This is a genomic window from Solibacillus sp. FSL H8-0538 (assembly GCF_038003525.1).
Taxonomy (GTDB): domain Bacteria; phylum Bacillota; class Bacilli; order Bacillales_A; family Planococcaceae; genus JBBOPI01.
Map to the genome: position 1 here is coordinate 27,131 of NZ_JBBOPI010000001.1, position 14,774 is coordinate 41,904.

The 14,774-nt window shown below is 43.3% G+C and carries 11 protein-coding genes, 1 tRNA gene, 2 rRNA genes and 1 other RNA gene; 10 read left to right on the forward strand and 5 right to left on the reverse strand.

Annotated features, from left to right (window positions below; translation table 11 throughout):
* Positions 1-161 precede the first annotated feature (161 nt).
* Positions 162-692, forward strand: a complete 531-nt coding sequence (locus MHH87_RS00095) for an LOG family protein (protein ID WP_340747340.1) — start codon at positions 162-164, stop codon at positions 690-692.
* 59 nt (positions 693-751) lie between these two features.
* On the opposite strand, the gene MHH87_RS00100 is transcribed toward MHH87_RS00095, so the two are convergent.
* A complete protein-coding gene (locus MHH87_RS00100; RefSeq protein WP_340747341.1) occupies positions 752-1,132 on the reverse strand; it encodes a sodium:proton antiporter in 381 nt (126 codons plus the stop codon).
* Between the two features lie 161 nt (positions 1,133-1,293).
* On the opposite strand from MHH87_RS00100, the gene MHH87_RS00105 reads away from it, so the two are divergent.
* Positions 1,294-1,917, forward strand: coding sequence for an RraA family protein (locus tag MHH87_RS00105; RefSeq protein ID WP_340747342.1), 624 nt, complete (start codon positions 1,294-1,296; stop codon positions 1,915-1,917).
* A gap of 40 nt (positions 1,918-1,957) precedes the next feature.
* On the opposite strand, the gene MHH87_RS00110 is transcribed toward MHH87_RS00105, so the two are convergent.
* The 4 genes from MHH87_RS00110 to MHH87_RS00125 all read right to left on the reverse strand — a co-directional run bounded on the left by MHH87_RS00110 (position 1,958) and on the right by MHH87_RS00125 (position 5,757).
* On the reverse strand, positions 1,958-3,235 hold the full coding sequence (locus MHH87_RS00110) for a cation:dicarboxylate symporter family transporter (protein WP_445683109.1): 1,278 nt from the start codon (positions 3,233-3,235) through the stop codon (positions 1,958-1,960).
* A 77-nt stretch (positions 3,236-3,312) separates the two neighbouring features.
* Positions 3,313-4,191: a response regulator gene (locus MHH87_RS00115; protein ID WP_340747344.1), complete on the reverse strand. Its 879-nt coding sequence runs from the start codon at positions 4,189-4,191 to the stop codon at positions 3,313-3,315.
* Positions 4,191-5,483, reverse strand: a complete 1,293-nt coding sequence (locus MHH87_RS00120) for an ATP-binding protein (RefSeq protein ID WP_340747345.1) — start codon at positions 5,481-5,483, stop codon at positions 4,191-4,193. Before MHH87_RS00120 ends, MHH87_RS00115 begins: the two co-directional genes overlap by 1 nt.
* Positions 5,484-5,664: 181 nt before the next feature.
* Positions 5,665-5,757 (reverse strand) — tRNA-Ser (locus MHH87_RS00125).
* A 228-nt stretch (positions 5,758-5,985) separates the two neighbouring features.
* Between MHH87_RS00125 and ffs the strand changes: the two genes are divergently transcribed.
* The 8 genes from ffs (at position 5,986) to MHH87_RS00160 (ending at position 14,741) form a co-directional block, all read left to right on the forward strand.
* Positions 5,986-6,253: signal recognition particle sRNA large type (gene ffs, locus MHH87_RS00130), an RNA gene on the forward strand.
* A gap of 216 nt (positions 6,254-6,469) precedes the next feature.
* Positions 6,470-8,236 (forward strand): DNA polymerase III subunit gamma/tau, encoded by a 1,767-nt coding sequence (gene dnaX, locus MHH87_RS00135; protein ID WP_340747346.1) that lies wholly within the window; start codon positions 6,470-6,472, stop codon positions 8,234-8,236.
* 28 nt (positions 8,237-8,264) lie between these two features.
* Entirely contained in the window at positions 8,265-8,579 is a 315-nt protein-coding gene (locus MHH87_RS00140; RefSeq protein WP_340747347.1) for a YbaB/EbfC family nucleoid-associated protein, read from the forward strand.
* A 13-nt stretch (positions 8,580-8,592) separates the two neighbouring features.
* A complete protein-coding gene (gene recR / locus MHH87_RS00145) occupies positions 8,593-9,189 on the forward strand; it encodes a recombination mediator RecR (RefSeq protein ID WP_340747348.1) in 597 nt (198 codons plus the stop codon).
* 14 nt (positions 9,190-9,203) lie between these two features.
* Positions 9,204-9,419 carry a YaaL family protein gene (locus tag MHH87_RS00150; RefSeq protein ID WP_340747349.1) on the forward strand — a complete coding sequence of 72 codons (216 nt, stop codon included), beginning with the start codon at positions 9,204-9,206 and terminating at the stop codon, positions 9,417-9,419.
* A 58-nt stretch (positions 9,420-9,477) separates the two neighbouring features.
* A complete protein-coding gene (locus MHH87_RS18830) occupies positions 9,478-9,747 on the forward strand; it encodes a pro-sigmaK processing inhibitor BofA family protein (protein WP_445683064.1) in 270 nt (89 codons plus the stop codon).
* Positions 9,748-10,046: 299 nt separating this feature from the next.
* Positions 10,047-11,599 (forward strand): 16S ribosomal RNA (locus tag MHH87_RS00155).
* A gap of 212 nt (positions 11,600-11,811) precedes the next feature.
* A 23S ribosomal RNA gene (locus MHH87_RS00160) occupies positions 11,812-14,741 on the forward strand.
* The 16S and 23S rRNA genes sit together here, the layout of an rRNA operon.
* The last annotated feature ends 33 nt before the right edge of the window (positions 14,742-14,774 follow it).

Genomic DNA, 14,774 nt, shown 5'->3' on the forward strand with positions numbered 1-14,774 from the left:
TATAATTTACAAGCTCACTAATATTATTGTTAGTGGGTTTCTTTTTATTTGTGGATAAGAAAGTATACCTTTCCCATCCACATAAGTAAGGACACCCACTCGACCTATTTTGAGTGAGTTGTGTCTTTCTAATATACGTAAAAGAAAAGGGGGCGCTTAATATGAACGTAGCGATTTACTGTGGATCACGAGTAGGTAAAAAGGAAATATATCGGACCGCGGCAGCGGAGTTAGGAAAAGAACTTGCAAGGGCGGGGCATGGGATTGTGTATGGCGGATCTAATGTAGGTCTGATGGGCGCGGTGGCTGATGCAGCATTAGAACATGGTGGCCAAGTAATTGGCGTGATGCCGGAGTACTTACAAAAACGTGAGATTGCGCATCTAGGTCTTACTGGGATCCATTTTGTGGATTCAATGCATACGCGCAAACAGAAAATGGTTGATTTATCTGATGCCTATATCGCACTTCCGGGGGGCTGCGGCACGCTAGACGAATATTTTGAAGTATTTACGTGGGCGCAAATTGGTCTACACTACAAACCAGTTATTTTATATAATATTGACGGTTTTTATGATGCGCTCATTTTGCATTTTGAGAAAATGATTAATGACGGGTTTGTGGAGCCAGAACATCGAGTACTTTTACATGTTGCGACAAGCGCAGAAGAAGTACTGAACATACTTGTATAAAAGAGAAAAGGCTGCATTAAAAGTAGGGAATTCACTTTTTGATGCGGCCATTAACGCATTTATTTTACAATCCACATAACAACAAGAAGAGGCAGAGAGACCAGTAGTAACACCCAAAAACTCCATAAAATTTGTTTGCCGGTCGACATATTTTTCGGTTTTAGGCTAATAGACTCGTATAACTCGTTCATCGCGCGTTGCTCTTTCTGAAATAGCATTATCTGAAATTTCGTGTAGTCTTCGATATAGGATGCGGGATTTTCGTAATGAAAGCGAATGGCGCGAATATCATCTGTTACCTCCCGTTCTTTATGCATGTAAATAATTGTTGGGGCTAAACCTCCAGTTAACTTAGCAATTACATCAATCTCAAAAGTTGCCATTTTATAAATCGTTTTCCCGTCTTCATTAATTTCTTCTTTAATCAATCGATTATTCATACCTCTACCCCTTTCCAACGCAAATATAGTATTCCCTAAATGGTTAAATATGTAACCTATAAGCGAAAAAAACATTGCCATGAAAAAGTGTTATCCTATATTATTTTAATAATTACAAATTTTTGTTCATTTGTAAAAGAATATGAATAGGGGATGGAGAATTGACGACAACAATAATTGAAGAACGTTTTTTAGCATTGCCAACAACGGCAATTTCCGATGCAACGGGCGGTCATACAAATGTATCCGCGGGAATTAAACCACTGGCAGATCATTTTAAAATTGCGGGTCGTGCGTTAACGGTGCGTTTACCAGACGGGGAGAATGGTGCGGTACTAGAAGCGATTAGCAAGGCAAATAAAGGGGAAATATTAGTTATAGATGCAAAGGGCAATACAAACCGCGCCGTAGCAGGGGATTTTGTTATGCAACTAGCACAAGGGGTAGGAGTACAAGGCTTTATCGTAGACGGGGTTATTCGTGATTTAGCAGCGGCGCGGGCTATTGATTTTCCTGTTTTTTCACTCGGGACAACGGTAGCAGCAGGCAATAAATTCGGCGGTGGTGCAGTAGGTGTACCTGTTTCTGTTGGCGGTGTTGTCGTGCATCCTGGTGACCTTATCATAGGTGACATTGACGGAGTAATCGTAATACCTCAGGCAGACGCTGAAAAAGTAGCGGTAGCAGCAGAGGCCAAGGTAGCAAAGGACGAAGCGCGCGAGCAGGAAGCGCTCCATAATGGTGAACAATCAATTCGTGCTTATCTAGCAAAAGTTGTGAAATAATAAAAAACGTGAGACCGCACGAGCGATCTCACGTTTTATTTTATGCTTTTTGGCCAAGTTCTTCGGCTACGTAAGCATCAAATTTCTTCTCGTCAAAGCGTTTTTCCCATTTCGCCATAACAAGTGCTGATAATGTATTACCAACAACGTTAACAACAGTACGCATCATGTCGAGGATACGGTCGATCCCTGCGATAAACGCAAGACCTTCTATTGGAATTCCTACTGTGCCTAATGTTGCAAGCAGTACAACGAATGATACGCCTGGAACACCAGCAATCCCTTTAGAAGTAACCATTAAAACAAGCATTAACGTAATTTGATCCATAATCGAAAGATCAATGCCATACATTTGCGCAATGAATAATGCAGCAATTGCTTGGTAAAGTGTTGAACCATCTAAATTAAATGAATAACCTGTTGGAATAACGAAAGAAACGATATCTTTCGGTGCACCCATTTTTTCTGTTTTTTCCATCAAACGTGGAAGTACAGCTTCAGAACTTGCTGTTGAGTAAGCTAGAATAAGCTCGGCTTTAATTAATTTAATCATTGTTAAAATATTTATACCAAAAATACGCGCTGTTATTCCGAGTATTACAAAAATGAAGAAGAACATTGCTGCGTATACTAAGATGGCTAATTTACCTAAAGGAATTAAGGATGCTAAACCGAATTTAGACACCGTTACTCCGATTAAGGCGAATACACCAAATGGAGCAAATTTCATTACTACATTTGTAACGTAGAACATTGCATCTGCAACGCCCTGGAAGAATGCTAAAACTGGTTTCCCTTTGTCACCAATGGCTGCAACACCTAGACCGAATAATACCGAGAAGAAGATGATTTGTAGCATATTCCCACTTGCCATCGCCTCGATCACGTTTGTTGGTACGATGTCTACTAAAATATGGAATGGACCTTGATCTCCAACCGTTTCCGATGTGCTCACATAACTTGAAATATCACCTTCTGATAATTCATTCATGTTAATACCAGCACCTGGCTGGAATAGGTTTGCTGCTAATAAACCGACAATAATAGCAATTGTCGTAATGACTTCAAAATAAAGTAGTGTTTTTCCGCCTAATCGACCTAGTTGCTTCATATCCCCCGTGCCAGCAACTCCGACAATTAATGTCGAAACAATAATCGGTACAACAATCATTTTTATTAAATGAAGGAAGACATCCCCGATAGGTTGTAAATAGGTTGAGACTGCGGCGTTACCATAGAAGATGGCGCCGACAGTAATCCCTAATACAAGCCCGATTACTATTTGGACCGCTAAACTAAGTTTAATCTTTTTCAAAATTTAATTCCCCCTAACTTAAATTTAGGACTAGCCTAATTTCAGTATAAACAAACATTACAAAATCCGACAAAATCCGACTAATCTGCTTTGCTAATTATTTCAGAATATAAAACTTGAATGAATTTTTTGATGTTTACTTTTGCCTTACGATGCTCGTTTTTTTCTATTTGATGCATTAAATGACGAATATCTGTAAAGTCAAAATAACGTGGTGCATAGTATTCAAACTCGGAATTTGTATAGTCTACAATGCCAAGGTTAGCTAAGTTAATCATCCCTGCTAAAATCGTGCGACGTATACGCTGTTCAATCGCCTTACTTTCCTTCACAAGTTCATCGGGTGTTGTTTTTGTGAGCATCGCCACTTTTTCATAAATTTCCTTTAACGGAGGAAGTGGTGCAATTTTATGTTTTTCGAGCAGTAGGTGCTCGATTATTGTAATAATGTCTTCACTGCCAACCTCTCCAACAATTCCGATATCATTTAGGATGGACTGAATATGATCGCGTGTCGTTTTTTTCGTATGCTTCACATCCGGTACCTCAAAAAGTGTAAGTGACTGGCGAATGGCTTTAATAGAATTTTTCAAACGATGCTGTTCTTCTGTTTTTTGTAGTACCATTTGCACTTCAATTTTATTTATAGGCTTATGAATAAAAAATTCGACCCCTTTTTCATAACTTTCTGCGACCATTTCTTTATTTACTACTTGTGAGATCATAATAAAATTTCCTTCGAAACGGTTTTCATGCAATCGTTCTATTGTTTCTATGCCGTCCAGTTTCGGCATGAGTAAATCAATCAACACGAATTCAGGCTGAGTCATCAGAATTTGTGGAATGGCGTCTTGTCCGTTCTTTGCTTCGCCGATGACTGTCCCGAGTGCGCACTCATTAATAATATTAGCTAGCATTATGCGACTTGCGCGGTCATCGTCTACGATAAAATAGCGCATTACTTAGTTGCCTCCTTAGAACATAATTTTTTCGTTGGGACCGTCACGGTAAAGGTTGTCCATTCAGCGCTTATGACAGTAATATTCCCTTGAAGTCTTGAAATAATCGTTTGGACATGTGAAAGGCCAATTCCTGTAGAAGCGATACCTGCTTCGTTAAATTTAGATGTAAATCCAGGGTCAAAAATAACCGACAGCATAGATGCCTTAATCCCTTGTCCGTCATCCTTTACAACAAAGGTCGTCTTCTGCGGTGTAGAATGGATGGTTAGTTCAATCGAACCTACTTGCTCAATCGCTTCTACTGCATTTGCCACTAAATTATTCAACAAGGCTAGTAAGGCAATGTGTTCGTGTGTTCGCATATCTGTAGAACAAGCTGTCGTAAATGAAATTCGTTTATTTAACAGGTTCGCATAGTTTTCGTTTGCTTCAACAACAAAACGAATTAAATCTGACAATAAAAAAGTATCGGAGCGTTTAGTAGTAACAATTTTAGAAAGTCCTGCATAAATCCGTTCGGTGTCTTTTTTTATTTCGTGAATTTCTTGAGAAATGCGCAGGAGTTCACTGCTAAAACTAGTGTCAACCGGCTTTAACTGTTTATATAATTGAAAACTGTCGGCCGTAATTTGTTCAATTTGCGCCATCGATTTTTGTAAATATAAAGATTCCACATATAATTCGGAGTGAATATTAAGTAGCTGTTGCATCTGCTTCTTTTGTTCAGAAACGGTAATCGTGCTATAAAAGCCAACGACGAAAAAGCTTCGTAAAAAAGCAACTGCTACAAATAATAAAAATTCATCGTAAGTAGCCCGCTGCTGCGTGATAAAGAGTGTCATCGTTAATTGTTCCATCGTATTTGCTAGTACTTCAAAGGCAATGCCGTAAAGTCCAAGCATAAACGGATGTGATTTAATTTGCTCAATATTGATTGTTTTTAAGCAGACTGCAAAAACAATATAGAACAATGCGGCCGGGAAATGCTCTACCCACTGTTGGGAGATTGGGTTTCCGGTATAAAGCGTATCGACAAGGGCTCGAAAAGCAACGACGGTGAACCCTGTAATAATACCTGTTTTTATAATGGGGACTGGTTGGATGAGTAATGCCAAAAAGAATATAATGCTCCCTAGTCCAAATCGGAAAGGGGCATCCTCAAATGGCATAATCTTTAACTCGCTTCCAAGGGCAGTTAATAAAGCAATAAATAAGATAATAACTAAAGTGCGAGAGGATTTTGAGATTGGCTGTTTTGTTTCCAGTGTAAATTCCTCCCTTAATAGCATCCAAATATCTTTATTTTAAATAATCAAACATCGTTTTGTACAAGCAAAGCACTTGGGAATGCAAAAAAGTACTATAACCGATGAAGGTTATAGTACTTTTATTGAATGTTTCATTTTTTGCAATAAAAAATCCGTTACTTAGGCAACGGTTACGATTCTAAACTATGCGCTTTTGAAAAAATGGAGGAGGTAGAGGGATTCGAACCCCCGCGCGGTTTAACCCGCCTGTTAGTTTTCAAGACTAATCCCTTCAGCCGGACTTGGGTATACCTCCAAAATGTCTTGCTTATGTCTTATCGACTTGTATTAATTTATCATGGATTAAAAAGTGAGTCAAGACTATTTCAAGACTTTTTAAAAAAAAATTATTATTTTGTTTTGCTTCTATGTAATAGTAATTCCAAGGCAATAATGGGGGGATATTATTAATAAATGGAATGTTTTTATGATTGTTGTGACATTTCATTGCATTTTTAGAGCACACTTAGTATACTAAGTATTGCCGTGCTAGATGGGGAGGTAGCGGTGCCCTGTAACTTGCAATCCGCTCTAGCAAGATTGAATTCCTTTTCTGAGGCTGTCCGTATTGTTTGGTCTGCCTTTTGCACGTAGTGTTGACGGTTGGGTCCTGCGCAATGGGTACCCACGAACCATGTCAGGTCCGGAAGGAAGCAGCATTAAGTGGTTTAACCCATGTGCCGCGGGGTCGCCTAACTTGAGCTGGCGACAAGAGTTACGCTTATGTGCGGCTGTCGAAGAAAGGTGCACGGCATTAAATTGCCAATTCAAAGCGCGTCCACCAAATTTGGTGGACGCGCTTTTTTTAGTGGTTAAGAAAGAATAACGTCCTTAACTGAATAATGAACATCTTCTCGCCCTATTTTAGAGCGGGATGTGTCCTTCAAATGGTCTTTACAAAAGAGTTTAGACACTGTTTATGGTATAATTAAGCTATTGAATTTATTTAAAGAATGGGGAGATAACAGTTGACGTACCAAGCATTTTATCGCGTTTATAGACCGCAATCTTTTCGTGAAATGTCCGGTCAAACACATGTGAAAAGAACGCTTCAAAATGCTCTCCTAGCTAGTAAAACGACGCACGCCTATCTATTTTCCGGTCCGCGTGGAACAGGGAAAACGAGTACAGCTAAAATTTTCTCAAAAGCATTAAACTGTGAGAATGCACCAGCGAGTGAGCCGTGTAATGAGTGCGCAACGTGTAAAAGCATTGCAGATGGTTCGCACACGGATGTAATCGAGTTTGATGCGGCGTCTAATTCACGGGTAGAAGAGATGCGTGACATTATCGAAAAGGTACGCTTTGCCCCGGCAAGCGCGCGTTTTAAAGTGTATATTATTGATGAGGTGCATATGCTTTCTACAAGTGCATTTAATGCGCTTTTAAAAACTTTAGAAGAACCCCCAGAGCATGCGGTATTTATTTTGGCGACAACAGAGCCCCATAAGCTACCCGCAACAATTATTTCTCGTTGCCAACGCTTCGACTTTAAGCGACTTTCTTCTGCCGATATTTTAGATCGTATGAAAATTGTATTAGAAGATATTGCGCTTCCCTATGAGGAACAGGCGTTAAAAGTGATTGCGCAATCTGCTGCTGGTGGGATGCGTGATGCGCTAAGTTTACTAGATCAGGTAGTATCATTTAGTGGTGACGCACTGCAACTAGAGGATGCACTCCTTGTCACGGGTTCAGTTAGCCAAGATGTATTTTATGACATTATAACATCCTTGCAAAATAAGGATGTGGCGCAAGTAATTTCCTTATTAGAAGGTTTAATTGCGGATGGTAAGGAACCACTCCGTTTGGCGGAAGATTTAATTACATTTTTCCGCGACTTACTCCTTATGCAAACGAGTGGGGATTTAGAGGAATTACTAGAGCTAGTAGCACCAGAGGAAAAATTTACGCAGCTTGCGCATGGATTTTCGGCGGATACATTGTACGGGTTTATCGATATTTTGGCGAAAACGCAACAAGAAATGCGTTTCTCGCACCATACAAAGATTTATTTAGAAACCGCGTTATTGAAAATGGCTCAGCATTCGAGCGCGGGGAACGTTTTGGTAGGTGTTGTCGGTGCGAATCCTGCACTCGAGGAAAAAGTTATAGCGCTTGAAAATATGGTGCGCCAGTTAACGCAACAACTTCAGAACGGGGTGTCGTCAGTCGCGCAGGCAAAGGAAGCACCACGTCCGCGTTCAAAATCACCGAACGGCTATAACCCGCCGTCTGGTCGTATTCAAGAAGTACTGAAGACAGCGACTAAGTTAGATATTAAAAAAATTAAATCCGCGTGGGCGATGGCGCTAGGTCAAATGCAAAAATCACAATCCGCGTTACTAGCCGAAGCGGAACCAGTTGCCGCATCTACAAGTGCTTTTGTGTTAAAATTCAAGTATGATATTCATTGTCAAATGGTAGCTGAAAACAAAGCACTGACATCGCTGTTTACGCAAATTTTATCAGCGGAGCTCGGTACCTTATATGAAGTACTTTGTATTCCGGAAGGTGCATGGTTAACGTTACGTGAAAGTTTTATCCGTGACAATGGCTTGGATCAAAGAAAAGCCCAGCAGGCACCGCAAGCTGATGGAAGTGTGGACATAAGTGAACCTCTTTACGAAGAGCCGTTTATTGATGATGTACAGCAACTAGCCTCACAGGACCCGATTGTGCTTGAGGCCGAAAAAATGTTCGGTAAAGATTTTGTTGACGTTGTCGAAGATTAATTTAACTATTTTGAGGAGGAATTGAACTATGCGTGGTATGGGGAATATGCAAGGTATGATGAAAAAAATGCAAAAGATGCAAAAAGAAATGATGGAAGCACAAGAAGCGTTAAACGAACAACAATTTGAAGGTACAGCTGGCGGCGGTATGGTGAAAGTGGTCATGAACGGTCAACGCCAAGTACTTAATGTAAACTTAGATGAGTCTGTAGTAGACCCTGAGGATATCGAAATGCTACAAGATTTAATTGTTGTAGCAACAAACGAAGCGCTGAAAAAGGTAGAGGACACTACTGCTTCAACTATGGGTAAATTCACTCAAGGGATGAATCTGCCATTCTAGGGGGCAACACGTTATGCACTATCCTGAACCAATATCAAAGCTAATTGATAGCTTTATGAAATTGCCAGGCATTGGACCAAAAACAGCTGCCCGTTTAGCTTTTTTTGTTTTAAAAATGAAGGAAGATACAGTACTTTCTTTTGCAAAAGCTTTAGTTGATGCAAAACGTAATTTGATGTATTGCTCGCAATGTGGTCATATTACAGATATTGATCCGTGCCATATTTGTTCGGATAAGCAACGAGACGTTTCAACAATTTGTGTCGTACAAGATCCGAAAGATGTCATTGCGATGGAGAAAATGCGTGATTATCATGGGCTATACCATGTACTTCACGGTGCAATCTCGCCGATGGACGGGGTAGGGCCGGAGGATATTAATGTAGCTGCTTTACTAACGCGTCTTCATGATGAACGTGTACAAGAATTAATTTTGGCAACGAACCCGACAATTGAAGGGGAAGCGACGGCTATGTATATTTCACGTCTAGTAAAACCTTCTGGTATTCGTACAACGCGGATTGCGCACGGATTGCCTGTAGGTGGCGACTTAGAATATGCGGATGAAGTAACGTTGTCAAAAGCGTTAGAAGGCCGACGTGAATTATAAGGTGAGGGAATTACATGTTATTTTCTCGTAAAGGTAAGTTAAAGAAAGAATTCGACGAAAGACTCGTCGCAACGATTAAAGAGACAAAAGATGAATGGAATAACGCTAAGGTTATTGAAGAACTAATGGATGATTATAGTTTAGATGTAATCTCAGAACGAAAAAAAGCGGAAAGCATTCACTTTTACTTATTTAAAGAAGCACGTATTCGTCGCGTACTAATTAAATAGAAATAAGAGCAACAACAGTAGCATATGCTCCATTAGGAAGTAAGGAAAGGATGGCGTGATGCAGACACTTATCGTAAGTGGAATCTGTTTGTTGCTCTTTTTGATTATTATAATAGGAAGAAACGTTGGATTCGGCGTGCTTGTTGAAAGATTTGCTGTGCTTTGGTTTAAGGTTGCGTGTGCAATTGTGTTACTGTATGTCGCTAATTTGAGCTTAAGTAACTACGGTTTTATTGTACCGATAAATGGATTTTCTACTTTGACAATAGCTTTTCTAGGGCTCCCAGGTGTTCTGTGTGTATTTTCTTTAGTAATTATTAATAAATAAGTTCGATAAGTTATTGACAACAACCATTCAATTTGATAAGATATAAAAGTTGCAGTTGAGAAACACAACGAAAAACATTTTTAAAAAAGTTGTTGACACAACGTTTAACAACGTGATATACTAAAGAAGTTGTCGCCGATAAGATGATAACGAAATGAACCTTGAAAACTGAACAAGCAAAACGTTAATTAAAACAACGTTTCGACGCACTGACATCTGTTAGTGGAGATCGAAACAAAAACATAGATATCAACTTTTAGTTGATACGCTAGCAAAGCAAATGAGCTTTCAAACTAACTTTTATGGAGAGTTTGATCCTGGCTCAGGACGAACGCTGGCGGCATGCCTAATACATGCAAGTCGAGCGAATGATGAAGAAGCTTGCTTCTTCTGATTTAGCGGCGGACGGGTGAGTAACACGTGGGTAACCTACCCTATAGATTGGGATAACTCAGGGAAACCTGGGCTAATACCGAATAATACATTTCCTTTCATGAGGAGATGTTAAAAGATGGTTTCGGCTATCACTATAGGATGGGCCCGCGGCGCATTAGCTAGTTGGTGAGGTAACGGCTCACCAAGGCAACGATGCGTAGCCGACCTGAGAGGGTGATCGGCCACACTGGGACTGAGACACGGCCCAGACTCCTACGGGAGGCAGCAGTAGGGAATCTTCCACAATGGGCGAAAGCCTGATGGAGCAATGCCGCGTGAGTGAAGAAGGATTTCGGTTCGTAAAACTCTGTTGTAAGGGAAGAACAAGTAGCGTAGTAACTGGCGTTACCTTGACGGTACCTTATTAGAAAGCCACGGCTAACTACGTGCCAGCAGCCGCGGTAATACGTAGGTGGCAAGCGTTGTCCGGAATTATTGGGCGTAAAGCGCGCGCAGGTGGTTCCTTAAGTCTGATGTGAAAGCCCACGGCTCAACCGTGGAGGGTCATTGGAAACTGGGGAACTTGAGTGCAGAAGAGGATAGTGGAATTCCAAGTGTAGCGGTGAAATGCGTAGAGATTTGGAGGAACACCAGTGGCGAAGGCGACTATCTGGTCTGTAACTGACACTGAGGCGCGAAAGCGTGGGGAGCAAACAGGATTAGATACCCTGGTAGTCCACGCCGTAAACGATGAGTGCTAAGTGTTGGGGGGTTTCCGCCCCTCAGTGCTGCAGCTAACGCATTAAGCACTCCGCCTGGGGAGTACGGTCGCAAGACTGAAACTCAAAGGAATTGACGGGGGCCCGCACAAGCGGTGGAGCATGTGGTTTAATTCGAAGCAACGCGAAGAACCTTACCAGGTCTTGACATCCCATTGACCATTATGGAGACATAGTTTTCCCTTCGGGGACAATGGTGACAGGTGGTGCATGGTTGTCGTCAGCTCGTGTCGTGAGATGTTGGGTTAAGTCCCGCAACGAGCGCAACCCTTATTCTTAGTTGCCATCATTTAGTTGGGCACTCTAAGGAGACTGCCGGTGACAAACCGGAGGAAGGTGGGGATGACGTCAAATCATCATGCCCCTTATGACCTGGGCTACACACGTGCTACAATGGACGGTACAAACGGTTGCCAACCCGCGAGGGGGAGCTAATCCGATAAAACCGTTCTCAGTTCGGATTGTAGGCTGCAACTCGCCTACATGAAGCCGGAATCGCTAGTAATCGCGGATCAGCATGCCGCGGTGAATACGTTCCCGGGCCTTGTACACACCGCCCGTCACACCACGAGAGTTTGTAACACCCGAAGTCGGTGAGGTAACCTTTATGGAGCCAGCCGCCGAAGGTGGGATAGATGATTGGGGTGAAGTCGTAACAAGGTAGCCGTATCGGAAGGTGCGGCTGGATCACCTCCTTTCTAAGGATAATTACGGAAGATTTCATCTTGGATGAAATCACAATTAACGTTTTGCTGTTCAGTTTTGAAGGTTCATTCTTAAATGAATGATATACTTCAAAACTTGTTCTTTGAAAACTGGATAAAACGACATTGAAAGCAATGAAATAAATCAAGTAATAAACTGTAAGTTCTTAAGTCTTACCTTCGGGTAAGCAGTAACTAATCTTTATGGTTAAGTTATTAAGGGCGCACGGTGGATGCCTTGGCACTAGGAGTCGATGAAGGACGGCACTAACACCGATATGCCTCGGGGAGCTGTAAGTGAGCTTTGATCCGGGGATTTCCGAATGGGGGAACCCACTATGTTTAATAGCATAGTATCTACGCGTGAATACATAGCGCGATGAGGACAGACGCAGGGAACTGAAACATCTAAGTACCTGCAGGAAGAGAAAGAAAATTCGATTCCCTGAGTAGCGGCGAGCGAAACGGGAATAGCCCAAACCAAAGAGCTTGCTCTTTGGGGTTGTAGGACATTCTATACGGAGTTACAAAAGAATGAGCTAGACGAAGCGACTTGGAAAGGTCTGCCATAGCAGGTAATAGCCCTGTAGTCAAAAGTTCATTCCCTCTTGAATGTATCCTGAGTACGGCGGAACACGTGAAATTCCGTCGGAATCCGGGAGGACCATCTCCCAAGGCTAAATACTACCTAGTGACCGATAGTGAACCAGTACCGTGAGGGAAAGGTGAAAAGCACCCCGGAAGGGGAGTGAAATAGATCCTGAAACCGTGTGCCTACAAGTAGTTAGAGCCCGTTAATGGGTGATAGCGTGCCTTTTGTAGAATGAACCGGCGAGTTACGATTACGTGCGAGGTTAAGTTGATAAGACGGAGCCGCAGCGAAAGCGAGTCTGAATAGGGCGAATTAGTACGTGGTCGTAGACCCGAAACCAGGTGATCTACCCATGTCCAGGGTGAAGGTGAGGTAACACTTACTGGAGGCCCGAACCCACGCACGTTGAAAAGTGCGGGGATGAGGTGTGGGTAGCGGAGAAATTCCAATCGAACCTGGAGATAGCTGGTTCTCTCCGAAATAGCTTTAGGGCTAGCCTCGTGATTGAGAATACTGGAGGTAGAGCACTGTTTGGACTAGGGGGGCATCTCGCTTTACCGAATTCAGACAAACTCCGAATGCCAGATATTTATACACGGGAGTCAGACTGCGAGTGATAAGATCCGTAGTCAAAAGGGAAACAGCCCAGACCACCAGCTAAGGTCCCAAAGTAATCGTTAAGTGGAAAAGGATGTGGCGTTGCTTAGACAACCAGGATGTTGGCTTAGAAGCAGCCATCATTTAAAGAGTGCGTAATAGCTCACTGGTCGAGTGACGCTGCGCCGAAAATGTATCGGGGCTAAACGATTCACCGAAGCTGTGGATGCATACTTTGAGTATGCGTGGTAGGAGAGCGTTCTAAGTGCGCTGAAGTCAGACCGGAAGGACTGGTGGAGCGCTTAGAAGTGAGAATGCCGGTATGAGTAGCGAAAGACGGGTGAGAATCCCGTCCACCGTATGACTAAGGTTTCCTGAGGAAGGCTCGTCCGCTCAGGGTTAGTCGGGACCTAAGCCGAGGCCGATAGGCGTAGGCGATGGACAACAGGTTGATATTCCTGTACCACCTCCTCACCGTTTGAGAAATGGGGGGACGCAGTAGGATAGGGTAAGCGCGCCGTTGGTTGTGCGCGTCCAAGCAGTAAGGTGTGTATGTAGGCAAATCCGCATACTTTAACATTGAGCTGTGATGGCGAGTCCGTATGGACGAAGTTCCTGATTTCACACTGCCAAGAAAAGCCTCTATCGAGGTGAGAGGTGCCCGTACCGCAAACCGACACAGGTAGTCGAGGAGAGAATCCTAAGGTGTGCGAGAGAACTCTCGTTAAGGAACTCGGCAAAATGACCCCGTAACTTCGGGAGAAGGGGTGCTCTTGAGCGTGTTAAAGCGCATGAGAGCCGCAGTGAATAGGCCCAGGCGACTGTTTAGCAAAAACACAGGTCTCTGCAAAACCGTAAGGTGACGTATAGGGGCTGACGCCTGCCCGGTGCTGGAAGGTTAAGAGGAGTGGTTAGCGCAAGCGAAGCTGCGAATTGAAGCCCCAGTAAACGGCGGCCGTAACTATAACGGTCCTAAGGTAGCGAAATTCCTTGTCGGGTAAGTTCCGACCCGCACGAAAGGCGTAACGATCTGGGCACTGTCTCAACGAGAGACTCGGTGAAATTATAGTACCTGTGAAGATGCAGGTTACCCGCGACAGGACGGAAAGACCCCGTGGAGCTTTACTGTAGCCTGATATTGAATTTTGGTACAACTTGTACAGGATAGGTAGGAGCCAGAGATCCCGGAGCGCCAGCTTCGGAGGAGGCGTCGGTGGGATACTACCCTGGTTGTATTGAACTTCTAACCCATGCCCCTTAGCGGGGTAGGAGACAGTGTCAGGCGGACAGTTTGACTGGGGCGGTCGCCTCCTAAAGAGTAACGGAGGCGCCCAAAGGTTCCCTCAGAATGGTTGGAAATCATTCGTAGAGTGTAAAGGCATAAGGGAGCTTGACTGCGAGACCTACAAGTCGAGCAGGGTCGAAAGACGGGCTTAGTGATCCGGTGGTTCCGCATGGAAGGGCCATCGCTCAACGGATAAAAGCTACCCCGGGGATAACAGGCTTATCTCCCCCAAGAGTCCACATCGACGGGGAGGTTTGGCACCTCGATGTCGGCTCATCGCATCCTGGGGCTGTAGTCGGTCCCAAGGGTTGGGCTGTTCGCCCATTAAAGCGGTACGCGAGCTGGGTTCAGAACGTCGTGAGACAGTTCGGTCCCTATCCGTCGTGGGCGTAGGAAATTTGAGAGGAGCTGTCCTTAGTACGAGAGGACCGGGATGGACATACCGCTGGTGTACCAGTTGTCTTGCCAAAGGCATCGCTGGGTAGCTATGTATGGACGGGATAAGTGCTGAAAGCATCTAAGCATGAAGCCCCCCTCAAGATGAGATTTCCCATTACGCAAGTAAGTAAGATCCCTCAAAGACGATGAGGTAGATAGGTTCGAGGTGGAAGTGTGGCGACACATGGAGCTGACGAATACTAATCGATCGAGGACTTAACCACATTATTACCGAATATTTTAACTTTCAATGAACC